We start from the raw sequence: 22,993 nt of genomic DNA on the forward strand, positions 1-22,993 counted from the left end.
ACGTTACGCGAGCCGTTTAACCCGAAAACGCTGCACAAAATTCGTGCTAACCAACAAATAACCAGTGCGTTTCCTGTTAATTTAACATTTCTGGTGAATAGAAGGTTCTGGTTTCTTTTTTCAAACAAAAACTCCTATATTTGCACCTCATTTCTGAGAAACAACATTTTCTGTATCAATCATGTATGCAATCGTAGAGATCGCAGGGCAGCAATTTAAAGTTGAAAAGGGCCGTTACGTCTATACCCACCGGTTAGAAGGCGACACGGACGCTGCACTTGTGTTCGACAAGGTACTACTTGTCGATAATGACGGGACTATTTCGGTAGGCGCCCCGACCGTCGAAGGCGCCCAGGTTTCCGGCAAAATTCTGGAACACCTGAAAGGCGAAAAAGTGATCGTCTTTAAAAAGAAACGTCGGAAAGGCTATAAGAAGAAAAATGGCCACCGTCAGTATCTGACCAAAGTATTAATCGAAGACATAACCGTATAAATTCGTTTACGATCTACGGTTTCCAATGACCGACACCAACGCGTGTCAACCAACCGGAAACCATAAACCGTAAACCGTAAACTTTCTAAAAAATGGCGCACAAGAAAGGTGTAGGTAGTTCAAGGAACGGCCGCGACTCGATGAGCAAACGCTTGGGTGTGAAACTGTTCGGTGGTCAGTCGGCCATTGCCGGTAACATCATCGTTCGTCAACGCGGCACCAAGCATCACCCCGACAAAAACGTCGGCATCGGCCGTGATCATACGCTGTTTGCGTTGGTCGATGGCTCCGTACATTTCCGCAAAGGCAAAGGTGGTCGTTCCTTCGTGAGCATCATCACATCAGCCCCCGCGGTTGAAGCGGCTCCGGCAGCGGAAGTAGCCGAAGCTCCGGTAGCTTAATCAACTACTTTTTGTGATTCCGGACGGTGTCACAACGATCTAAAAAGCCTGTCTGGGAATACCGGACAGGTTTTTTATTGTTGGTAAACTAATCAATCCGGACGGGTGTTTGCCCAGTAGCGGTTTTGATACACAACTGAAACGATTACGAAAATGACGAGTACGTTATATCCTGCTTTATCGCTGTATACCGAAAGCAGCCCGAATCCCAATTCCATGAAGTTCGTGGTAAACTTTCCATTGGCACCGGAAGGGCTTTCGTTCGATTATGCCGATGCGTCGGAAGCCCTGATCAACGGGAAAAATTCGCCCCTGGTCGTGGCTTTATTTGGCTTCGATTACGTGAAGCGGGTGTTTATAGCCAGCAACTTTATCACGGTTACGAAAGACGAACAAACTGAGTGGGAAGATGTTCTGATTGAGGTTAAACAATATATCCGGGCGTATTTCAACGACCAGAAACCGGTTTTTGCCCAGCAAACCATCGACTCCAACACCACCAAAGTGGAAGCGGATTCGCCGACCATTCAAAAAATCAAGTCCGTTCTGGATCAGTATATTCGCCCGGCTGTTGAATCCGACGGGGGTGCCATCAGCTTCCACTCGTTCAACGACGAAGATGGTACCGTCAAGGTGTTGCTGCAAGGTTCCTGCAGTGGGTGCCCCTCTTCCACACTGACCCTGAAAGCCGGTATCGAAAATCTCCTGACGCGTTTAGTGCCCGAAGTAAAACAAGTCGAAGCAGAAGGCGTTTAAAGAATGATGAACGATGGATGATGAACGATGAAGGTTGTAAGCGTTAGCTAATTCATTGTTCATCATCCATCATTGATCATTTAGATTTATAACCTTTTTGTGTATGGGTTTACGGCTCACCCGTTTTCTATTTTTTTGTCTGTTTACTTCTTCGGTTGCGGCCCAAAATTTTCTGGGTGTCGCGCCCAGTCCTTACGGTGGTACCCAGAGCCTTTATCTGAATCCTGCTTTTGCTACCGACTCCAAATACGGTTTTTACCTGAATCTGGGGGCCGGAAATGCCCACATCGACAACAATTACGTTCGCTACCAGGCTCCCTATTCGCTCTCTTCGCTCGCACTGAAACGGGTGCCGGATCAATATAAACTATCCGATGGAGCCGTTTTATTCCGACCCGAATACCTGGAAGAAATTGCCAATGGAAAGCCCAAAAATGCCACCGCCTGGACCGATCTGCGCGGGCCGTCTCTGTTGCTTCAACTGGGTGGTCGGGCGGCCATTGGGCTGACAACCCGGCTACGGGCCACGGCCCAGATCCGCAATGCGTCGGAATCACTGCTGTCGGTGGTGCGGGCGGGTTTGCAGGACGAACAACTCTACAACATTCCGAATAAAGACAACCAGTTCAGTATCAACACCAACACCTACGCCGAAGTCGGGCTGACGCTGGCGGCAGCACTCATTCAGGACGAGTATCAACAGCTTTCGATTGGCGTCACGGTGAAACGCCTGCAGGGCATCACGGCCGGTTTTCTGAACAACAAGGGGCTGTCCTACCGCGTTTTGTCGGATACCGCCAACACGGGTTCATATTACATGCAGGTCGATCAGCTCAACGCCGAACTGGGCTACACGACCTATTTGCAGGATCAGGGGCGTTCGGTCAGCCTGCGTCAGTTTTTCGACGGCAACAACCCCGGCAGAGGCTGGGGAGCCGACATTGGCTTTTCGTACCAGCTTAAATCGGCCGATGACCCGGACCAGTATGCGCTCCGTTTAGGGGTAGCGCTGATGGATATTGGCACCATCCGGTACGAGGATAACCGGTACGTCCAACGGTATTCGATCAACACCACCAACCAGCAATTTACCTCCGACGATTTCATCAACGCCAAGGGGAGCGAAGGCATTGCCGAAGTGGTTCGGGATGAACTGAATCTGACCGAAGCCAACAACACCGGGCGTTTTACATCGGGACTGCCAACGGCCCTTTCCCTCAATGCCGACATCAACGTCGGGCGGGGCTTCTACCTGACGGGGACTGTACTCCAGGATTTGCGGGCCAAAGATGCGATTGCCATCCGCCAGCCTTCGCTGGTTGCGATAACGCCCCGGCTCGAAACATCCACAGTTGGCGTGGCCATTCCGCTGGTGTTTCTGAATAACGCCTTCATGGCGGGGGCTTCCGTCCGCGTGGGGCCGGTTTTTCTGGGAACCGATAATTTGTTTGGGATGATTGGCAGTAATTCCAATAAATTGCGTCCGCGAGGGGCCGATGTCTATGCCGGGCTGGCCCTGGGTAGCCGTCGCCGAAAACCGTAGTCTTCAAGCGAAATGAAAGGTTTTAACGCTTTTATTCTTTCCCTGCTCCTGACGCTGCAGGCCGTAGTTGGTGCCGGACAAACCAATCCGGTGGAAGAATACACTGTTCGGATTGAAACGAAAGACCGCAGCGGCCGCCTGCTTCCGGCAACCCTGACCATTACCAACGAAAAAACCAGGAAAGTCCAACGCGGTACGCTGCAATTAGGCTCCTACACGGTGGCGCTGCCAGCCGGGAACATTTACCGGCTCGATGCCAATTATGCCGGCTACCGACCGGCGCAGAAAATTCTTCGTCTCGACCGCGTAACGGACCCGGAACAATCCCAGCAAACCATCGTGCTGGAAATGGAACGCGAGGTTTCAGCCGAATCGCCCGTGAATGTCACCGTGGTCGACTACGACACCAAGCAACTCATCCGGCAGAAGCTGAATGTCCAGATTCAGGAATTTAACGGAAAACGGGTGATTATGACCGGCCCACCGCGCGAAGGGCGTTTTACATTTCTGGCGGAATTCGGGCAAAAAATACGATTTACCGTGGAGGTCGACGGCTATCAGCCCTACGAGTATACGGTCGATGTGAAAGACCAGCATGACATCACGATTCGGCTGCAGCGGGCTAAAAGTCCGGTCGTTGCCGAAACGCAGCCCACCGCAGAACCGGTTTCACCAGCCGCCACCCCGCCGGTGGTGACGCCCCCCGCGACGACTTCGCCCCCGGTCGTTGCCGAGACCAAACCGGTGGTGCCGGAAGCCAAACCAGCGACAGGAGCCGCCCCGGTCAACACGGATTTGGCAACGCTGACGACGGGCAAAACCGTTACGCTCAACAACGTTTATTTCGACCAGAGCAGTTATTTGCTGCGCCCCGAATCCTACACCCAATTGAATCAGCTGGTGGCTCTGCTGAAAAGCCGGCCGGGTTTGCGAATTGAGATTTCGGGCCATACCGACAACGTGGGCGACCCCCGGCTGAATCTGGCGCTTTCCGAAAACCGCGCCCGGGTCATCACCACCTACCTGACTACCAACGGTATTGCCGAAAACCGCCTTCGTTTCAAAGGATACGGCCAGACAAAACCCATTGCAGCCAACGACACGGAAGAGAATAAACGGAAAAACCGGCGGGTCGAAGTGCGGTTACTGGACGGATAAATTGTTGGTCGATGACGCCGACGTCAACGCCAGCCAATGCTGGTAGACCTGCCGCATCAGCTCTTTAATCTCTTCAAAATAAAGGGGTTTACTGATACAAACCGTGGCTCCGAGGTCGACGCACAGCTCCATTTCACCCTGATTCTGGGTATTGACAAACAAGACCACGGGGATGCGTTGCCAGACCGGCCTGTGCTTGATTTCCCGCAGCGTGTCGAATCCGCTCAGGCCCGGCATGTACTTATCCAGAATGATGATCCACGAACGCAGTGCAGCCGGCGAATCGCCTTCCTGCTCCATAAAACTTAACAGCCGCTCTCCACTGTCAAACTCCTGAATCGGGGTCGCCATTTCCATCGATTCAAGCGCCATTCGCATCAACATCCGGTCCTCTTCGTCGTCATCTACCAACAAAACCGTTGGTCTACTCTCAGAATTAGTATACTGTGTTTCCATGCGATCCAATTTTCGTTCACAAGAAGCGCCAAAAATCGGCAATCGTGGGCAATGGTTAAGCCCATTCAATCAAAAAAACGAAGAATGTGGAAGAAAAATTAAACAAAATCCCCCGGAAAACGGTCAGCAAGCGGCTTACTGGCTGTTCTGAAGCGATTCAATAACGGTTTTGACCTTTTACCGGGTAATCAGCAAACTGCCGCTCCGGTGGGGCTGCGAGTCTCCGGGTTTAATCACGTAATGGTAGACCGCCGGGGGCAAATCCTGCCCTGCGCTTTTGCCATCCCACGGCTGCGAATAGCCCTGGGAAACAAAAACCGGATTGCCCCAGCGGTTGTATACTTCAACCTGACAATCAGGATAATCACTGATTCCCCGGATCACCCAATGGTCATTCATTCCGTCGTTGTTGGGCGTAAAAGCATCCGGGATAAAAAGGGCCGTCATCACCGTTACCGTCAACCGGGTGGTGTATTCACAGCCCTGCGGGGAAGTAGCCCTCACCCGATACGTGGTGGTGGTATCGGGGCTCGCAAAAGGCTGGGCGGCCACCGGACTGCTCAATCCGATGGAGGGTGTCCAGTAATACTGGAGCGAATCGAGGCTGTTTTTGTTCAACTGAACCTCGCTGCCCCGCCGAACCGTCGCGTCGGCAACGGCAATGGTCGGCGCCTGATGCACGACCACCGTCTGCTGCGCCCGGCCCGGACAGGTATTGCCCGGCATCGACAGCGTGTAGGTAATCACAAATTGACCCGGTCCGGTTTTGGCCGGATCAAATTCCAGACCCGAAACACCCGCAGCCGCCCTTCCCACACCGGCAAACGTTCCGCCACCGGGTTCGGCACTCAGGGCCAGGCGTCCGGTGGCATTTTCGCAAAGGGCCGGTAAAGGGGCCATTGTAACGGTGGGCGCGGTTTTAAATTGCAGCAGAACCTCTTCGGAAGTGGCCTGGCACTGGTTGGTGTCGGTAACGGTTAACACATAATGACCGGCTTGTGTGACTGCCAGCGACGCTCCGGCTTCCTGATCGATGAGGGTTCCGGTATTGGCCCACTGGTAGGTATAGGTCGGGCGGGTGATGGCGTTCAACCGGATGGTATCGCCGGAACAGGCCGTCGTCAATGCCGGGGGCACAATCGACGCCTGCGGTTTGGGCTTCACCCGAACCATGACGCTGTCGGTGACGACGCAGCCGGTAATAGCACTCGTGATCTGAACCTTGTATTCACCGGTTTCATGCGGCTGATAATCCGGCTCGCTGGCCCCCGGAAACACGCGGTCATCTTTGAACCACGCGTACGAATACGGGCCTTCAGGGGCTTTCAGGATAACGGATTTTCCGTCGCAGAACGTGGTCGGCCCCGTCGCGGTCAGCTTCAGGGTGTCGGCTTCCGACAGGTCGACTTTCACGCTGGTCTGCGCCGGGCTGGGTTTCCCGCAGGTGTTCCGGAATTGCTTGACCACCGTATAATTTCCGGATTCTCTGGCCACCAGCGTAGCCAGGGTATCGCCCGGCAGATTGATACCATCGCGTTGCCACTGATACGACCAGGTGGGGGAAGCGTCGGTTTTGAGGGTTACGCTTTGACCCTGGCAGGCTGATACGCTCGAAATGGTGCCGTTTGCTGCCTTTCCGATCCGGGCATTTTCGGGGGCTTTCTCCAGCGTAATCATTGGAGCGGGTGGTGTGTTATTGGGGCAATCGACAACGGCCAGTTGAAAATCCCGCCGAACAGAACCGATCCGTTTTCCATCCCGGTATTCTTCGCACAAAACCGCAAAAGCAAACAGGCCAACCTGGCTGGCCGTTACGGTGAGCACCCCGGTTTCGGCGTTGACCTGAAGACCCGGCGTACCGGGTACGGAACTGGCCGCACTGAAACCGGCTTTCCACCCGACGGTCGGATAGGTCGAACTGGGCTGGTTGTCAAAGGCAACACCCTGGTTCGTAAAGCCTTTGTAGGGCGTGACAATCGAATATTTGAGCTGATCGCCATCGGCGTCGGTGGCCTTGAAGCTGAACGTGAACGGTTGTCCCTTACAGGCATATTCGCCCGTAGGAACCGAAAAAACCGGTGACGAATTCGGGACGGTTTGGACAGGTGGAAAATCCAGGTAAAAAACCATGCCCGACTCGTCGGCCTGAACGATGTTATCGATGGCTCCGCTGCGGCAACACACCCCGTGGACGACGTAATAGCCATCGGGATCGTCGAAACGATCGCCGGACAGTTCAATCGCTTTGCTGTAAATGATTTCGCGAAGTTTCAGGGGCCGAAGTTGCGCACAGGCCTGATTGGAAACGGCCAGCGCCTGCTCACTGAGTAGGGGAAGTTCGAACTCACCCATTTTCAGATTGTCCCGTCGGCGGTAAATGGCCAGTTTGAGGCTTGGTTTAATGTCGCCCGCCCGGCTGTTCTGTTCGTCGATGAACAAATCCAGCGACAAGGTGTATTGGTCAGGGGCTGCCCCGGCGGTAAGCCGGACATTACCGCCGACGATGTGTGAAGCTGATCCCCAACGACTTAAGCCGATGAACACCAGAAATAAAAGAATCGTATTCCGTTGAGCCATAGACCACATGCTATCCCGGTATATTCTTACAAAAAGTAAGCCATTATGGCAGAAGTTAAAAGAATCGTTCTAAAAATTTTCATTATCAGCCCTTTATTCCCTGATTTCAAGCGACAAATTGGTATCAACTCATCCGAAAAACAGTATCTTTTACGAAATTTTGTAGTTTTGGTTAACCACAAGGCTGACTCCCGAACCATTCCGCCCCGGCGGGGTTGTTCAACAAATTGAGGGTATGACTGAGCGCGTAACGTTTTTCGACACAAAAATTGACTATTTGAAGGGTGTGGGCCCTCAGCGGGCGTCGTTACTCAATACCGAACTCAACATTTTTACGTACCGGGACCTGATTCAGTATTACCCATTCCGGCACGAAGACCGCACCCGCTTCACCACCATCATTGAACTCTCAGAAGCCCTGCCGGCGGCTCAGGTTATCGGGCGTATCCGCGACTGGGCGGTGATCGGCGAAGGCCCCAAGAAGCGCCTGGTGGCCGAGTTTACCGACCATACCGGTTCGATGGATCTGGTTTTTTTTCAGGGTATTTCGCATTTTGAGAAATTTCTGCGCCCCGGTGCCGAATACATCGCCTACGGCAAACCCATTGCTTTTGGCAGCAAATACAGCATCACCCACCCGGAACTCGACCCCCTGACGGCCGAAAACGAGCAGGGCAGCACGTTTCACCCGGTTTATAACCTGACTGAAAAGCTGCGCCGGATGCGGGTCGACAGCAAGCTGATTGCCCGCATGATGCAGCATTTGCTCGAAATAGCGTATCCGCATATTCACGAAACGCTGCCCAATTCGCTGCTGGAAAAATACCGGATGATCTCGAAAGCCGACGCGATTGAGAACATCCATCTGCCCAAGAGCCAGGCCTGGCTGAAGCAGGCCGAACGACGGCTGAAGTTCGAAGAGCTGTTTTACAACCAGTTGCGGCTGATCAAAAACAAGCTGATTCACAAAACGGAATACCCGGGTCAGGTATTCCGGAACATGACGCTGCTGACCCGGTTTTACAGGGAATTCATGCCGTTCTCACTAACCGATGCCCAGAAGCGGGTTTTGCGCGAAATTCACGCCGATCTGGTCAGTGGAAAACAGATGAACCGACTGTTGCAGGGCGACGTCGGCAGCGGCAAAACGATCGTCGCCTTCATTGCCATGCTCATGGCAATCGACAACGGCGCTCAGGCTTGTATCATGGCCCCCACCGAAATTCTGGCCGACCAGCATTACTACGGACTGAAAGTATTTGCCGACCAACTGGGCCTGACCATTGGGCGGCTGACGGGCTCAACCCGTACCAAAGGCCGCCGGATCATTCACGAGCAGTTGCAAAGCGGTATGATGCACATCATTGTCGGCACGCACGCGCTGCTGGAAGATGTGGTGCAGTTCAAGAACCTCGGTTTGTGCATCATTGACGAGCAACACCGGTTTGGCGTGGCCCAGCGTGCCCGGCTCTGGAACAAAAATCAGGAGATTTACCCGCACATGATGGTCATGACGGCCACACCCATTCCGCGGACGCTGGCAATGACGCTCTACGGCAACCTCGATCTGTCGGTGATCGATGAACTCCCGGCGGGTCGGAAGCCAATCAAAACCGTTCATCGGTACGACACCCACCGGCTGGAAGTGTTCGGGTTCATCCGGCAACAAATTGAGCAGGGACGTCAAATCTATATTGTCTATCCCTTGATCGAGGAATCGGAGAAACTGGACTTCAAGGACCTCATGGACGGACACGAAAGCATCACGCGGGCGTTTCCGAATCATCCCATTGGCGTTCTGCACGGACGGATGACGGGTTACGACAAGGATTTTGAAATGGACCGGTTTGTGAAAGGCGAGACCAAAATCATGGTGGCAACAACCGTGATCGAGGTCGGCGTAAACGTTCCGAATGCCAGTGTGATGGTGGTCGAAAGTGCCGAGCGGTTCGGGCTGGCGCAGTTGCACCAGTTGCGGGGGCGCGTCGGGCGGGGTGCCGAGCAATCGTACTGCATTCTGATGACGGATTACAAGCTCTCCAAAGAAACCCGCACCCGCATCGAGACGCTGGTAAAAACCAACAACGGGTTTGAAATTGCCGACGTGGACCTCCAGCTTCGCGGACCCGGCGACCTCTCCGGCACGCAGCAAAGCGGCATTGCCGACCTGATTCTGGCCGACCTGGCCAAAGACGGTGCCATTTTGATGGCGGCCCGCGAATCGGCGCAACAGATTCTGGACGAAGATCCCGATTTGATTTTGCCCCAGCACGCCCCAATCCGCAACCAGGTAGAAATGCAGCGGGCGGACGAAACGAACTGGAGCCGGATTAGTTAGTTCGCTGGTCGAGATTTGCACATCTTGATCAGCACGGTTTTATCAGAATTTCAACTTGATTTCCTGCGCCATTTCGGTAACAACCTGCGGATTTTGCCGGTTTTTGGTTTGTCGTTTCACCTCAATCTGCGTGCGCAGCAAGACATCATCCAGCACTTCGCCCGACCGGAGATGATTGAGCAGCGAGCGCGTATATACGCCATTTCGTCCGGAACTATTCTCGGCAACATTCCCCCAACCGGTTGCCATGGCCAGGTACATATTGCCTTCGCCGGAAAGATCGCCAACGGGTTTAAAACCTCGGGAACCGCCCCGATTGAAGGATTTAAACGGATTATCGCGGCAGGCATCCATGATAATGACGTTAAAAGCCGCTTGGGTATTCCGGCGCATCCGATCAATCAGTTTCTGTACATCCACCCCCTGGAGATCCACATCATCCGGGTCCGTTAGCTTTGCGTCCACCGGAATCAGGTAGTTGTGGTTATCAAATTCGATTCCGTGTCCGGCATAGAAAAACAGCGCAACATCGGCGTTTTTAAGTTGTTGATTAAACTGACCAATGCTTGTTTCAAGCGCAGATTTGGTAGAATTGGTCACCAGCGTCACCAAAAAGCCCAGCGCGCGCAGCCGATCAGCGATATCGGTGGCATCGTTGACGGGTATTCCTTCCAGCGATGACCCATTCTGGTAAGCGGAATTGCCAACCACGAGCGCAAAGCGTCGGGGAAACGCCATAACAACGGGTTGCTGGGCGGCTGGTTGCGGAGTGGCAGCCGTGGTGGTGGGGTTATCCCGAACCGGTTTTGGGTCAGTCGTCGGTTTTGATTCGGCGGGTCGCTGCGCAACCGGACTGGCAGGCGTGGTAGTTAAAAACGGCGCGTCGTCGGTTGGCGTGATACAGATCACGTTTTTATCCTGAAACTGCTTCAGAATGTTTTCCAGATTGGTCAAATGCTCATTCAAATCGGCTTCCGTACTCTTGGTTTGTCTGGCTCGTTCAAAATACGGTACGACTTTTTTAAATGTGCCGCATACCTGCCCTTCCACTTTTTTGCCGTACTGGCTGTATTCCGCCGAGCTCATACCATCCACTACTTTTTTTAGTTTAACGGCCTGATTAAAGTACCGAACGCCCATGTTGAAATTGGCATCATAATTACCGGGATCAAGGGCAAGGGCACGCGTCAGGTAGTACTTTTCCAGTTCCTTTTCCCGCGCGTATTTCTGCCTGGCCTCCTCCAGCCGCCGGCCAGATTCCAACGCGGCTGAAGCGTGCATGGCCGACTGGTCATTCGCTTCCAGTTGGGCGATTGTAGCCTGATTATCAGTAATGCGTTGTTTTACCGTGCCTAGTTGACGTTTCAATTCGGCATTTTGGGGTTGTTTCCTGAGGAGCGCATTGAGTCGCTTCTGCTCAGTCAGATAGACATCCAGCGTTTTTTTCGTATCCGCCAGTTGTTTCCCCAGGTCGCTTTCTTTCTTGGTCTCGATTTCCAGTTTGTCAACTTCCTCGTCTGTTTTGGTAGCCCTATTCGTGTAGATGATGGAAAGATTAACGAGACTTTGTACATCGTTCGGATTTCGCTCAACCGCCTTTTTTAAATTGTCAATTGCCTCATCGATCCGATTGGCAGTCAAAAAAATATTGATTCGTTCGTTGGCAAGATCCCGGTTCGTGGGGTGGATGGCAATGGCTTTTTCGAGCGTAGAAAGGGCCTTTTCATAGTTCTGATCGGCTTTATAAAACGATGACAAGGTGTAAAAAACTGCAGCATCCCGCCCTCCACGCGCAACGTATTTTTCAAATTGCGTTATTGCCGTTGGCTCATCTTTTAGTTGTTGAGCAGCAATTCCGGTGTAAAGTGGAGCAATGGTGTCATTCGGCATGAGGCTTCCGGCTTCCGACATGTGTAGGATAGCGGCCGTGAAGTTTTTTTTCTGATAAGCGGCAACGCCCAGGTCCATCAAATCCTTGTATCTTTTCGCGTCATTTTTCTGCGCCTGAGCAGCCGGTATGCATTCAAACACACTGATAAAAAGCCACAGTAGGGTGGCAATTGTTTTTTTATCCATTTTCAACATGCTTTCATTTCGCTTCAAACTTCCGACTCAAACAATAGGCAACGGCTGGAGGGGTAGTATGGTTGCAAAGACCTAAACCGGCGAAAAGAGAACCGATCAGAAACAAACTCCATCAAATACCCTCAGCTAAAAATGCCCAATCAGGCAATAAGTTATCATCTGAATTGAAAAAAAAAGCATAAATGGTAACAAAATCACAATTACCCCAATCCTTGTATATTTACCCCAAAATAATCGGATGCTCTCCCGTCGCCACTTCCTTCAATCCTCCACCCTGCTGGCGGGCAGTCTGCTCGTTCCACCGGTACCGTTTTTGAAAACCGCCCCAAAACCGCTGCGGCTGGGCGGCCCCATCTTTCTGAAAAGCGACGACCCGGCGGAACTGGCGCGCGAACACCGGCGGCTGAACTACAGCTCGGCGTATGTTCCGGCGGTCAAGCTGACGGAAACCGCCAGAATTGCCGCCATCCGGAAGGCTTTTTCGGATCAAAACGTCCTCATTGCCGAAGTCGGCGCCTGGGTCAACATGCTGGATCTGGATACCGAAAAACGGAGCAAAAACCTGGCGTATGTCACCGAGCGCCTGGCATTGGCCGAAGAGATTGGGGCGCTCACCTGCGTAAACATCGCCGGTTCCTACAACCCGAAGCAGTGGGATGGCCCGGATGCCCGCAATCTGACGAAAGAATACTTCGACGCGACGGTAGAAAACTGCCGGAAGGTCATTGATGCCGTCAAACCGAAAAAGGCCAAATTCGCCCTAGAAATGATGGGCTGGAGTTTGCCCGATGGGCCGGATTCGTACCTGAAATTCATCAAGGCTATCGACCGCCCGGCTTTTGGGGCGCACGTCGACATCGCCAACATCATCAACACACCCGAACGGTTTTACAACAACGCGGCCCTGATTAACGAGACTTTCCGGAAGTTAAGCCGCTGGATTGTGGCGGTTCATGCCAAAGATGTCCACGGCAAGGATGTGCATTTTGCCGAAACCATGCCGGGTCGCGGAACGCTTGATTACGTTGCCTACATCCGAAATGTCACCGCCTTACCGCAGGAAGTCCCCTTTATGCTCGAACACCTCCGCACCCCGGAAGAATACGACGAAGCCCGGCAATTCGTCATTCGCAAAGCGACCGAAGCGGGGATTCCGCTGGCGTAAAAACCGGAAAACAAAAACCAGTCCTACTTCAACTGATTCTGCAAACGTTTGGCCAGCGTGTGACTCTTGAACGAACTGCTGAGCTTGTCGTACATGGCGCGGGCTTCGGCTTTGGGAAACTGATTCCAGTACCAGTTCAGCAAATACAGGCTCAGTTGCGAATCAGGATTGGCCTTGATCTGCTCGGCCACTTTCTGGTTTTGTTCCGCCTTCAGCCGCTTTTCTTCCCGCACCACCCGGTTTGCAATGGCCGTATCACCGGTCGAACGCTGGCGGTCGTTGTACAAATCCATCAGCACCTCGCGGTAGGGGCGGTCTACTTCATTCTGAAATTTCAGCCAGCGGTCGGTCAGCGGTGAGCCTTTTACCTCGGCTTCGCGAAATGCGTCGCGGGTGCCTTCGAGGGTCAGATCACCGTCCCAGATAAATTGCACCTGCCCCGGCAAACCAGCCGCCACCACATTGTAGAAATCAATTTCAGGAATGGTGCGGCTAAACGTAAACTTGCCATCCACCGCCCGGGTCGAATCCACGATCAACGGCTTGCTGTTGGCATTATCGGTTTTCTTGAGGTACACCATAACCGTACCCAGTCCGTTGACATTGCCCTGCAGCCTGACGTTTTTCTGGGCCCGAACCGACGTAAAAAATCCAAGACTGAGGAGAAGGACGAGACTATAAATACTTTTTTTCATGACACGATGGTGAGGCTCTTTTAAGATTTGCCGTTAAATAAAACGTTTTGATACCCGGAAGGTAACCGGGTATATTACAGAGAATAAACCACAAAAATACCCTTTCTGTCTGCGTTTGGTGTCCGTAACCGGCAGTAAACTTATCCTCTGGCCTTTTCAAATCAAAACGGTCTCGTCACCCTCTATCATTCTGCTTCATGGATGCCCTTTCGCCCACCGTTCCCTTGTCTTCCGAATCCCCGGCTACGTCGCCGTCCAGCCCGTTGCCACAGCCGACCGCATTCCAACCGTCGACGTCATTCGTGGTTTTGCGCTGCTCGGCATTCTGATGATGAACATCCCATAGTTTGGCCTGTCGCACACGGCTACGCTCCGGTTTTTGTTGAGGGGAATTAAAATGAGGAATGCTAACTGTAAAAGTGGCAGGTAGTGAGCCTCTTCCTTTTACAGTTAGCATTCCTCATTTTAAATTCCCTTTTTCACAATCCGTCTTCTTCCTTCGTCCAAACATCCGCATAGTCTTTCGGATGCCGTTTGAACCGGGCGTGAACGTATGGACAAAGCGGGATGACTTTCAGGCGGTTTTCCCGCGCATACGCCACCATCGCATCCAGCATCTGTTTGGCGTAGCCCTTTCCTTCGGCTTCCGGGACCACTTCCGTATGGTAAACCGTCAGGTTACCATCGGCGATATTGACCACCATTTCGCCAATTTTAACGCCCTCTTCGTAGAGGTAAAAAGCACCGGGATTTTTCTGATCCAGGTCTGGTTTGATTTCTGCCATCGTATGGTACGGTAAACGAACGCTGCACCGGTCGTTGAAAAGTAGGGCGGCCGGTTTGCGGAAATATAGGAATAAATCGAATTCCGACCGCTTTTCAGGGCGAAATTCCACCCCGCTTCTCATTATTTGATAACTTACCCGCCGAGCCTACGCAATCACGGTATGAAATCAAAAATGGAACGTTTGACGACGCTTTTCTTTACCAGCTATGCCCTGTTTCTGCTCTTTTCCACGCCGGGACTGGCGCAAACGGGCCGAGGAGATCGCATCAGCGGCTTGAACTTCGCCACCCGGAGCCCGGTTGTGGCCAGCCACGGCATGGTGGCGACGGCTCATCCCCTGGCGTCACAAATCGGCCTCGACATGCTGAAACAGGGCGGAACCGCCGTCGATGCGGCCATTGCGGCCAACGCGGCCCTGGGCGTGCTGGAACCCAACAACTGCGGCATCGGTGGCGATTTATTCGCCATCGTCTGGTCGGCCAAAGACCGGAAACTGTATGGCCTGAACGCCAGCGGTCGGTCGCCCCGGGGGCTGACATCCGACAAATTAAAGGCGGTTTTAGGCGATAGCAAGACGATTCCACTGTATGGCCCCCTCTCGGTTTCGGTGCCGGGAACCATAGATGGCTGGTTCGAATTGCACCGGCGGTTTGGCAAACTCGCCATGAAAACCCTGCTGGCGCCCGGCATTCGTTACGCCCGCGAAGGCGCTCCCGTTCCATCGGTCATTGCCTATTCGTGGCAGGAGGCCGTTCGGCGGCTGGAAGCGAGCCGGTCCACGATTCAGGAGTTCGATAACTTCCGACGAACCTTTCTGATCAATCAGTTACCTCCCCAAGAAGGACAAATCTTCAAAAACGCGGATTTGGCGGCTACCTACGAAAAGATCGCCAACGGCGGTCGGGATGCTTTTTACAAAGGGGCGATTGCATCAGTCATCGATCGGTATGCCCGAAAAACCGGGCTATACCTGCGCAAGGAAGATCTGGCTAGCCACAAAAGTACCTGGGTCGATCCGGTTTCGGTCAACTACCGGGGTTTCGATGTTTTTGAATTACCCCCCAACGGCCAGGGAGTTGCCGTGCTCCAGATGCTGAACATGCTGGAAGCGTATGACTTAAAGAAAATGGGACATAACAGCGCGGAGTATCTGCACGTATTGACGGAAGTCAAAAAGCTGTCTTTCGAAGACCGCGCCCGGTTTTATGCAGATCCGGACTTCGCCAAAATACCGCTATCCTGGTTGTTATCGAAGGACTATGCTGCCCGGCGTCGGAAATTGATCGATCCGAAACAGGCTGCCAAACGAGTCGATTCCGGCGCTCTGCCGCTGCGGGAAGGCGACACGACCTACCTCACCGTGGCCGACGACGAAGGCAATATCGTGTCGTTGATTCAAAGCAACATGCTCGAATTTGGCAGTGGACTGGTGCCCGACGGGCTGGGATTTGTTTTTCACAACCGGGGGACGAGTTTCAGCCTGCAGGCCGGTCATGCCAACGAATACAAACCGGGCAAACGGCCCTTCAGCACCATCATCCCGGCTTTTGTCCTGAAAGACGGAAAACCGTTCCTGAGTTTTGGCGTCATGGGCGGAGCCATGCAACCGCAGGGCCACGTTCAGATTCTGTGTAATCTCCTGGATTTCGGTATGAACGTGCAGGAAGCGGGCGACGCGGCCCGGTTCAGCCATTCCGGCAGCAGCGAACCCATTGGCACCCTAATGCTGGACGGCGGTCACCTGGCGCTGGAAAGCGGTATTTCAAAAGACGTCCGCGAAGAACTGGAGCGCCGGGGCCACCACCTGGTTCCAAAGGATTTCTTCGGTGGCTATCAGGCCATTCTGTCCGATACCACGCATAAAGTCTATCACGGTGCCTCGGAGATGCGAAAGGATGGGCAAGCGGTGGGCTATTAATGAAAGAATTATAAATGTGAAATGAGGAATGCTCAATGTACAAGTGAAGTAAAGCTGGCTACTTTTACATTGAGCATTCCTCATTTTACATTTATAATTTCCTTCAAATTCCCAGTTCCTTCAAAATCGCTTCCGTAATCTGGCGACGGGCGGAGATGAACGTAGCGGGAACCGGTTTTGGACTTTCTACATTGGTGGCAAAATAATAGACCTTGTCCCCTTTCTCCACGTAGCCTACAAACCAGCCGATGTTGGGATTGGCACTCCCACCAGCCCAACCCGTTTTGCCGTAGAGTTTTGAACCCGGTTTTTCGTCGATCAGCATGATTTTTTTCAGAACCGCCAGGTTTTTGGGTGCAAACGGCACCTTGCCCTCGTGAATCCGGCGCAACAGATCGATTTGTTGCTCCTGTGTAATCGTGGATTTGCCTTCCAGCCAGAATGAATCCAGGTTGTCGGCCTGGATGTCCAGTTTTCCGTAGCCAACTTTAGCAACCCACTCGCGCATCCGTTTCAGGCCCACTTTCCGGGCCACTTCCTGGTAACACGGCACGCAGGAAACTTTAAAGGCGGTTTCGAGCGTATTGTCGCGGTTCCAGGTTTCAATGTCCCGTTTGACGCTATCCCATTTCATGACGGAATGTTCGTCTTTCAGAACACCGGTTTCCAGACCGATCAGTGTGTTGAGAATCTTGAACGTGGACGCGGGCAGAAATCCCTGCCGGGTGCGTTCGAACTGATACGCCGTGTAATGGTCACGCTGTGGATCGTAGAGCAGAAAAGACCCTTTCAGTTTCTGTTCGGTAAAAAACCGTTCGAAATCCGGACGTTCCGTCACGGAAGCGGGGCGGTAGCTCAGCAGAAAAAGAGATGCGAGGGCAACCAGGATCTTCATAAAAAGGGAAACATTACGGTTTGGACGAGATGGACTGAATTTTGGCAAACTTACCCGCTCCGCCTTTTTCACCCAGGGCTGGCTCAAAACCGAGTTGAATAATGGACCCCTTCCAGGTGGGTACTTTGGTCATATCGATTTCATACGTCCGGTACTGACCGTCGCCAATAATCGGAAAATCGACAAAGTTTCCGGCCACAAATTCGGGGTCTTTCGGCACCATCCACCGGAGCCGGGCCTGCGTTGCATCGGTTTTGAAAGCTCCTTTGATGTACATCTTCGGCACATCGGCCGCCTGATACATTTCATTGGGGCCAATCATCAGGAAACTCCCGTTATCGAGCGGCAGATCCAGTTCGTTTTTAATGGGCCAGCCGCGATCGGTTCCCTGATAATACCACCACGATTGCCGGTCGGCCACAAAGCGATAATCCGGCGCCAGTTTGGGGCGGGGTTGCGCATAGACATACTTCCGGATGTCGTCGAGCGTGCCGACGACCAGCGTATAATCGTACTGATACTGAATATTGTAGTCGATGACTTCGTAGGCCGAAGGCGTAATGTAAGCCGTCGTGAAGTCGTATTCGCCCCCAATGGGTGAGGTTCCGAAAATACCGCCGATAAAATAGTGGTGGTTCGGTTTATAGACTGCTACCCCCCAATTGGCATCGTTGACCATCGCCATCCAGTTTTCCGGGGAGATCAGCGGCTGTCCGCCGAAAATTTCGTTGACGGTCTGGCTACTCGTTTTGGTGAGTACATCATTGGTAAAAGGGCGCGCACCCGTATAGGCAACGACATTCCGGAACGGCGCATTCAGAAAGACGGCCGGCAACTCCTGCGGTTTTGCCGAATATTGTTTCGTATCACTCCGGTTGTTGTTCAGCCGGTGACGCACTTTAACGGTATTTTTATCGAGCGTGATCCAGGTTTCAATCGTGCATTCGCCAACCACATTATCGTTGGGCCAGATCATCGGCACGGTTTTGACGTAAATTTCCCGCCCATCATTCCGCGACTCAAGCACTTTCGAACGGTTGCCAAAAACGTCGCCCGACATAATCGGGTTCCAGCCCAACTCCTGCCATTGCGGATGGGGTTGTTTGCCGCCCGGCGCAAAGGGCGTCGGCCCGGCATAAAACGACGCCTGAATCTGACGACCCGAATCCCAGTTGTTCACCAGGTTCTGCCCGTTGGCCGACGTGGCCAGGTAGGTAATGGCCCCCCCCATGTTCAGATCGACGCTCAGGCGAAGGGACCCGTTATCGATGTAAGAAGGCCGGGCCGGTGGATTGGGCAAACCGGTGATGGGCGAGGTTCCGGGGCCGCTCCCGCCCGTATTTCCCCCCGGCGTTCCCGGCGTACCGGGCGTTCCGGGCGTACCACCCTGGTTGGAAGGCGTCCGCCAGACCCGCTCTTCGTATTTATAACAGCCTGCAAACGTCAGACCAACCACCGCTATCAGCACCCATGCACGTCGACGTATCATCATAGTTGTAAAGGAGACTAACCTGTTAATTTTCCGATCAATAAATATCTGTTTCTTTCAGAACGTAAACTTGGGGATAAGTTTACAAAATAATGGCTTTAATGTTTAACTTGGCCGCTATTTAAACCAAAAGCAATTCAATAATGGGCCTGAAAAGCTTGATTCCCAACTCGATAAAAACCGCACTAAAGAATGTCATTCCGGTTTCCGTCATCGATCAACTGGAAATTATCACCGGTGAGCGGGATGCACTCACTCCTCCGTCCAGGATGATTTTTATCGGTGACGGCGATTTCAGGAAAGTAGGGAAACTCACGATCGACCGGATGAAAGAAATCGGTGACCTTCAGTCAACCGACCGCGTTCTGGACGTCGGCAGCGGTATTGGCCGGCTGGCCATTCCCCTGACCGAATACTTGAAAACGCCCGGTGGATACGACGGCATCGAGATTGTCAAAGACGGCGTAGACTGGTGTAACAAGGAAGTACACAAACGCTTCCCGAACTTCAACTTTCACCACCTGAACGTCTACAACAAGATGTATAACCCGAACGGAACCATGCAGGGCCACGAGCTGCGGTTTCCGTTTGAGTCTGCAACCTTCGATTATGTCATTCTGAATTCGGTGTTTACTCACATGCTCGAACCGGATTTTGAGCGGTATCTGGCCGAAATTTCGCGGACGTTGAAGAAGGGCGCGCGGGGCTACATCACCATGTTTTTGCTAAACGAGGAATCCCGCCGGTTGAATGCCGAAGGAAAAAACAAGTACGATCGACACCTGACGCCCTTTACGGACAACACGATGGTATATCTCCAGGATCTGCCCGAAAGTATGATTGCGTTCGATGAAACCTACGCCCGGAAAGCGTTTGAAAAAGCCGGGTTGACCATTCGCGATATTAAGTTTGGCAACTGGTGTGGTCGACTCAATACCGTTGATTACCAGGATTTGATCTTTGTGACTAAAAAATAGCGTTTTTGTCGTTGCACTGCGGTTTCCGGGTGCAACGACAAAAACATTTAAAAGTTTTTCTTCCTAATTCGTCTCCATCCACTAATTTTGTGGGATTTTTGACCATACCGAAACAGATTGGCTTCGGAAGCAACTAAACGGTGCGCCCTGTGTCTGCGTTCCGGTCGCTGTGCCAACCTGTTTTCGCTTCGGGCCAGTACGTTTCAGGGGGTCAGGAATAGTGATTGTGTGTTAAGGATTGACACACATTTTTCATCGGTTTGCCGTGGCAACGGTCGCCAGATTCATTATTCATTCGTCTCACTGTAATGCCCAAAGACTCCTCCATCCGTTCGATTCTCATTATCGGCTCCGGCCCTATTGTCATCGGTCAGGCCTGCGAATTCGACTATGCCGGTTCACAGGCCGCCCGTTCGCTGCGCGAAGAAGGCATCGAGGTATCGCTGATTAACTCGAATCCGGCCACGATCATGACCGATCCGATCAATGCCGACTACGTCTATCTGAAACCGCTTGAGAAAAAATCCATCGTCGAAATTCTCAAAAAGCATCAGGAAGAAGGTCATCCCATCGATGCGGTTTTACCAACCATGGGTGGCCAAACGGCTTTAAACCTGGCCATCGACTGCGATAAAGCCGGTATCTGGAAAAAATACGGTGTCCGCATCATCGGTGTGGATATCAAAGCCATCGAGACCACCGAAGACCGCGAGAAATTCCGGCTGAAAATGATCGAACTGGGGGTTGGCGTTTGCAAAGGACGCACGGCCCGTTCGTTTCTCGAAGGAAAAGAAATTGCCCAGGAAATCGGTTTTCCGCTCGTTATCCGGCCTTCCTATACCCTCGGCGGAACCGGGGGCGGTTTTGTCGACCTGCCGGAAGACTTCGATCAGGCGCTCAACAACGGGCTGCACGCGTCGCCGGTGCATGAAGTACTGGTTGAACAAAGCGTGATGGGCTGGAAAGAGTATGAGCTGGAACTCCTCCGCGACGGTGCCGGCAATTTCATCATCATCTGCTCCATCGAGAACTTCGACCCGATGGGGATTCACACCGGCGACAGCATCACGGTGGCTCCGGCAATGACCCTGCCCGATACGCTCTACCAGCAGATGCGCGATCTGGCCATTAAAATGATGGACGGCATCGGTAAATTTGCCGGTGGCTGTAACGTTCAATTCTCGGTCAATCCGGCCGACGATTCCATCATCGCCATTGAAATCAACCCGCGCGTGAGCCGGTCGTCGGCCCTGGCGTCGAAGGCCACCGGGTATCCGATTGCGAAAATCGCGGCCAAAATGGCGATTGGTTACAACCTGGACGAACTGATCAACCCGATCACCGGCTCGACTTCGGCGTTCTTCGAACCCGCTATCGACTACGTGATTGTGAAAGTCCCGCGCTGGAATTTCGACAAATTTCCGGGTGCCGACCGCTCGCTGGGCCTGCAAATGAAATCCGTAGGCGAAGCGATGGGCATTGGCCGCAACTTTCAGGAAGCCTTGCAGAAAGCCTGCCAGTCGCTCGAAATCCGGCGCAACGGCCTGGGTGCCGATGGCCGGGAACTGACCGACCAGGCCGCCCTTACCCACAGTCTGGCACACCCAAGCTGGAACCGCCTGTTCCATATCTACGACGCCTTCAAAATCGGAATGTCGTTCAAAACCATCCAGAACCTGACCAAAATCGACAAATGGTTTTTATACCAGATCGAAGAACTGGTGGAACTGGAAAAAGAAATCGGAAAGTACGATCTGGAAGATGTACCGGCCGCTTTGATTCTGAAAGCCAAGCAGAAAGGCTATGCCGACCGCCAGTTGGCGCATTTGCTGGGGGTCAAGGAAAGCAAGATTTACGATTTCCGTCAGGAACACAACATCCGGCGCGTCTTCAAATGCGTAGACACCTGCGCGGCTGAGTTTGAAGCCCGGACGCCCTATTACTACTCGACCTTCAACAGTCCGCAATTGCCCAGTGCCGGTGGCGCGTTCCCCGAAACAGGGGCTCTGCCCGTTGGTTTGCTAGCCGGAAATGAGTCGATCACAAGCGATCGCAAGAAAGTCGTCATTCTTGGTTCAGGTCCGAACCGCATCGGGCAAGGCATCGAGTTCGATTATTCGTGCGTACACGGCGTTCTGGCCGCCAAGGAGTGTGGCTATGAGACGATCATGATCAACTGTAATCCCGAAACCGTCTCGACCGACCCTGATATTGCTGATAAACTGTATTTTGAACCGGTTTTCTGGGAGCACGTTCACGCCATCATCATGCACGAAAACCCCGTGGGGGTCATTGTACAGCTGGGCGGACAAACGGCTTTGAAAATGGCCGAAAAGCTGACGCGCTACGGCATTAAAATCATCGGAACGGATTACGAATCCCTGGATTTGGCCGAAGATCGCGGGCGATTCTCGGCGCTGCTGCGCGATTACAACATTCCGTATCCGAAATTCGGAACGGTGCGCGGTTCCGACGAAGCCGTTGAGCTGTCACGCGAGTTGGGTTTCCCGCTTCTGGTTCGGCCCAGCTACGTTCTCGGCGGTCAGAGCATGAAGATTGTGCTCAATGAACAGGAACTGGAGCAACACGTCGTCAAGATTCTGCACGACATTCCCGACAACAACATCCTGCTTGATCACTTCCTCGAAAACGCCATTGAAGCCGAAGCGGACGCCATTTGCGACGGGGAGGATGTCTACATCATCGGGGTGATGGAACACATCGAACCGGCCGGGATTCACTCGGGTGATTCCTACGCCGTGTTGCCGACTTTCGACCTGAGCGAAGCCGTCATCCAGCAAATCGAAGCCCACACCCGGACGATTGCCAAAGCGTTGAAAACCGTCGGGCTGATCAACATTCAGTTTGCGGTGAAAGACGAAATGGTGTACATCATCGAAGCCAATCCCCGGGCGTCGCGGACGGTGCCGTTCATCTGCAAAGCCTACCAGGAACCGTATGTCAACTACGCCACGAAGGTGATGCTGGGCGAGAAAAAGGTGAAGGATTTTGACTTCAAACCGGTCAAAAAAGGCTATGCGATCAAAATACCGGTATTCTCGTTCAACAAGTTCCCGAATGTGAACAAGGAACTCGGCCCGGAAATGAAATCGACCGGTGAAGGCATTTACTTCATCGACGACCTGGAAGACGAGTTTTTCCAGAAAGTCTACTCCGAGCGGAATTTGTATCTGAGCCGGTAGTCACCCTGTCAGCGGTGAGTTGAAATTTACTGCCGACAGTCAACAGCAAATGCTGTT

Annotated in this window: 18 protein-coding genes; 10 read left to right on the top strand and 8 right to left on the bottom strand. The window is 52.9% G+C overall.

The annotated features are described in order from the left end of the window. The first annotated feature begins 181 nt into the window (after positions 1 to 181). The 5 genes from rplU (at position 182) to FH871_RS33735 (ending at position 4,351) form a co-directional block, all read left to right on the top strand. Positions 182 to 493 (top strand): 50S ribosomal protein L21, encoded by a 312-nt coding sequence (gene rplU / locus FH871_RS04400; RefSeq protein WP_138990084.1) that lies wholly within the window; start codon positions 182 to 184, stop codon positions 491 to 493. 92 nt (positions 494 to 585) lie between these two features. Then, complete coding sequence (gene rpmA, locus FH871_RS04405; RefSeq protein ID WP_138990085.1) at positions 586 to 894, top strand: 50S ribosomal protein L27; 309 nt, start codon at positions 586 to 588, stop codon at positions 892 to 894. 153 nt (positions 895 to 1,047) lie between these two features. Further along, entirely contained in the window at positions 1,048 to 1,650 is a 603-nt protein-coding gene (locus FH871_RS04410) for a NifU family protein (protein ID WP_114405452.1), read from the top strand. 103 nt (positions 1,651 to 1,753) lie between these two features. Then, positions 1,754 to 3,193 (top strand): DUF5723 family protein, encoded by a 1,440-nt coding sequence (locus FH871_RS04415; protein WP_138990086.1) that lies wholly within the window; start codon positions 1,754 to 1,756, stop codon positions 3,191 to 3,193. Positions 3,194 to 3,205: 12 nt separating this feature from the next. Further along, positions 3,206 to 4,351, top strand: coding sequence for an OmpA family protein (locus FH871_RS33735; RefSeq protein WP_229317022.1), 1,146 nt, complete (start codon positions 3,206 to 3,208; stop codon positions 4,349 to 4,351). On the opposite strand, the gene FH871_RS04425 is transcribed toward FH871_RS33735, so the two are convergent. Together FH871_RS04425 and FH871_RS04430 are read right to left on the bottom strand one after the other, a co-directional pair. Further along, positions 4,337 to 4,807 carry a response regulator gene (locus tag FH871_RS04425; RefSeq protein ID WP_138990087.1) on the bottom strand — a complete coding sequence of 157 codons (471 nt, stop codon included), beginning with the start codon at positions 4,805 to 4,807 and terminating at the stop codon, positions 4,337 to 4,339. The genes FH871_RS33735 and FH871_RS04425 overlap by 15 nt on opposite strands. 177 nt (positions 4,808 to 4,984) lie before the next feature. Further along, positions 4,985 to 7,384, bottom strand: coding sequence for a gliding motility-associated C-terminal domain-containing protein (locus tag FH871_RS04430; protein WP_212768197.1), 2,400 nt, complete (start codon positions 7,382 to 7,384; stop codon positions 4,985 to 4,987). 235 nt (positions 7,385 to 7,619) lie between these two features. Between FH871_RS04430 and recG the strand changes: the two genes are divergently transcribed. Next, complete coding sequence (gene recG, locus FH871_RS04435) at positions 7,620 to 9,722, top strand: ATP-dependent DNA helicase RecG (protein WP_138990089.1); 2,103 nt, start codon at positions 7,620 to 7,622, stop codon at positions 9,720 to 9,722. Positions 9,723 to 9,764: 42 nt separating this feature from the next. Here the strand turns inward: recG and FH871_RS04440 are convergent, their stop codons facing one another. Beyond that, positions 9,765 to 11,798: a caspase family protein gene (locus tag FH871_RS04440; protein ID WP_171062758.1), complete on the bottom strand. Its 2,034-nt coding sequence runs from the start codon at positions 11,796 to 11,798 to the stop codon at positions 9,765 to 9,767. 247 nt (positions 11,799 to 12,045) lie between these two features. Here FH871_RS04440 and FH871_RS04445 point away from each other — a divergent pair, with 247 nt between their 5' ends. Then, positions 12,046 to 12,972: a sugar phosphate isomerase/epimerase gene (locus FH871_RS04445; protein ID WP_138990091.1), complete on the top strand. Its 927-nt coding sequence runs from the start codon at positions 12,046 to 12,048 to the stop codon at positions 12,970 to 12,972. Between the two features lie 23 nt (positions 12,973 to 12,995). Here the strand turns inward: FH871_RS04445 and FH871_RS04450 are convergent, their stop codons facing one another. From FH871_RS04450 to FH871_RS04460, 3 genes are all read right to left on the bottom strand, one after another. After that, positions 12,996 to 13,667: a DUF4369 domain-containing protein gene (locus tag FH871_RS04450; protein WP_138990092.1), complete on the bottom strand. Its 672-nt coding sequence runs from the start codon at positions 13,665 to 13,667 to the stop codon at positions 12,996 to 12,998. 175 nt (positions 13,668 to 13,842) lie between these two features. Next, positions 13,843 to 14,028 carry a hypothetical protein gene (locus tag FH871_RS33050; RefSeq protein WP_171062759.1) on the bottom strand — a complete coding sequence of 62 codons (186 nt, stop codon included), beginning with the start codon at positions 14,026 to 14,028 and terminating at the stop codon, positions 13,843 to 13,845. A 118-nt stretch (positions 14,029 to 14,146) separates the two neighbouring features. Further along, positions 14,147 to 14,452 (bottom strand): GNAT family N-acetyltransferase, encoded by a 306-nt coding sequence (locus FH871_RS04460; RefSeq protein ID WP_138990094.1) that lies wholly within the window; start codon positions 14,450 to 14,452, stop codon positions 14,147 to 14,149. A gap of 162 nt (positions 14,453 to 14,614) precedes the next feature. Between FH871_RS04460 and ggt the strand changes: the two genes are divergently transcribed. After that, on the top strand, positions 14,615 to 16,372 hold the full coding sequence (gene ggt, locus FH871_RS04465) for a gamma-glutamyltransferase (RefSeq protein WP_229317031.1): 1,758 nt from the start codon (positions 14,615 to 14,617) through the stop codon (positions 16,370 to 16,372). Positions 16,373 to 16,475: 103 nt separating this feature from the next. On the opposite strand, the gene blaOXA is transcribed toward ggt, so the two are convergent. Further along, a complete protein-coding gene (gene blaOXA, locus FH871_RS04470) occupies positions 16,476 to 17,267 on the bottom strand; it encodes a class D beta-lactamase (protein WP_138990096.1) in 792 nt (263 codons plus the stop codon). Between the two features lie 13 nt (positions 17,268 to 17,280). Next, positions 17,281 to 18,759: a hypothetical protein gene (locus tag FH871_RS04475; protein ID WP_138990097.1), complete on the bottom strand. Its 1,479-nt coding sequence runs from the start codon at positions 18,757 to 18,759 to the stop codon at positions 17,281 to 17,283. A gap of 140 nt (positions 18,760 to 18,899) precedes the next feature. Between FH871_RS04475 and FH871_RS04480 the strand changes: the two genes are divergently transcribed. Beyond that, the gene (locus FH871_RS04480; RefSeq protein ID WP_138990098.1) at positions 18,900 to 19,733 is read left to right on the top strand and encodes a class I SAM-dependent methyltransferase; all 834 of its coding nucleotides are present in this window, start codon (positions 18,900 to 18,902) and stop codon (positions 19,731 to 19,733) included. A gap of 308 nt (positions 19,734 to 20,041) precedes the next feature. Next, positions 20,042 to 22,936 carry a carbamoyl-phosphate synthase large subunit gene (carB, locus tag FH871_RS04485; RefSeq protein WP_138990099.1) on the top strand — a complete coding sequence of 965 codons (2,895 nt, stop codon included), beginning with the start codon at positions 20,042 to 20,044 and terminating at the stop codon, positions 22,934 to 22,936. Positions 22,937 to 22,993 lie beyond the last annotated feature (57 nt).

Origin of the sequence: Larkinella sp. C7 (assembly GCF_006149005.1) — a bacterium.
Lineage (GTDB): Bacteria > Bacteroidota > Bacteroidia > Cytophagales > Spirosomataceae > Larkinella.

Excerpts from the sequence above, each read along its gene's own strand:
- ggt (WP_229317031.1), top strand. The coding sequence starts at position 14,615 with ATGAAATCAAAAATGGAACGTTTGACGACGCTTTTCTTTACCAGCTAT.
- FH871_RS04440 (WP_171062758.1), bottom strand. The coding sequence starts at position 11,798 with ATGGATAAAAAAACAATTGCCACCCTACTGTGGCTTTTTATCAGTGTG.
- FH871_RS04410 (WP_114405452.1), top strand. The coding sequence starts at position 1,048 with ATGACGAGTACGTTATATCCTGCTTTATCGCTGTATACCGAAAGCAGC.
- rpmA (WP_138990085.1), top strand. The coding sequence starts at position 586 with ATGGCGCACAAGAAAGGTGTAGGTAGTTCAAGGAACGGCCGCGACTCG.
- FH871_RS04460 (WP_138990094.1), bottom strand. The coding sequence starts at position 14,452 with ATGGCAGAAATCAAACCAGACCTGGATCAGAAAAATCCCGGTGCTTTT.
- FH871_RS04445 (WP_138990091.1), top strand. The coding sequence starts at position 12,046 with ATGCTCTCCCGTCGCCACTTCCTTCAATCCTCCACCCTGCTGGCGGGC.
- FH871_RS04430 (WP_212768197.1), bottom strand. The coding sequence starts at position 7,384 with ATGGCTCAACGGAATACGATTCTTTTATTTCTGGTGTTCATCGGCTTA.
- FH871_RS04450 (WP_138990092.1), bottom strand. The coding sequence starts at position 13,667 with ATGAAAAAAAGTATTTATAGTCTCGTCCTTCTCCTCAGTCTTGGATTT.
- FH871_RS33735 (WP_229317022.1), top strand. The coding sequence starts at position 3,206 with ATGAAAGGTTTTAACGCTTTTATTCTTTCCCTGCTCCTGACGCTGCAG.
- recG (WP_138990089.1), top strand. The coding sequence starts at position 7,620 with ATGACTGAGCGCGTAACGTTTTTCGACACAAAAATTGACTATTTGAAG.
- carB (WP_138990099.1), top strand. The coding sequence starts at position 20,042 with ATGCCCAAAGACTCCTCCATCCGTTCGATTCTCATTATCGGCTCCGGC.
- FH871_RS04480 (WP_138990098.1), top strand. The coding sequence starts at position 18,900 with ATGGGCCTGAAAAGCTTGATTCCCAACTCGATAAAAACCGCACTAAAG.
- blaOXA (WP_138990096.1), bottom strand. The coding sequence starts at position 17,267 with ATGAAGATCCTGGTTGCCCTCGCATCTCTTTTTCTGCTGAGCTACCGC.
- FH871_RS04425 (WP_138990087.1), bottom strand. The coding sequence starts at position 4,807 with ATGGAAACACAGTATACTAATTCTGAGAGTAGACCAACGGTTTTGTTG.
- FH871_RS04475 (WP_138990097.1), bottom strand. The coding sequence starts at position 18,759 with ATGATGATACGTCGACGTGCATGGGTGCTGATAGCGGTGGTTGGTCTG.
- FH871_RS04415 (WP_138990086.1), top strand. The coding sequence starts at position 1,754 with ATGGGTTTACGGCTCACCCGTTTTCTATTTTTTTGTCTGTTTACTTCT.
- rplU (WP_138990084.1), top strand. The coding sequence starts at position 182 with ATGTATGCAATCGTAGAGATCGCAGGGCAGCAATTTAAAGTTGAAAAG.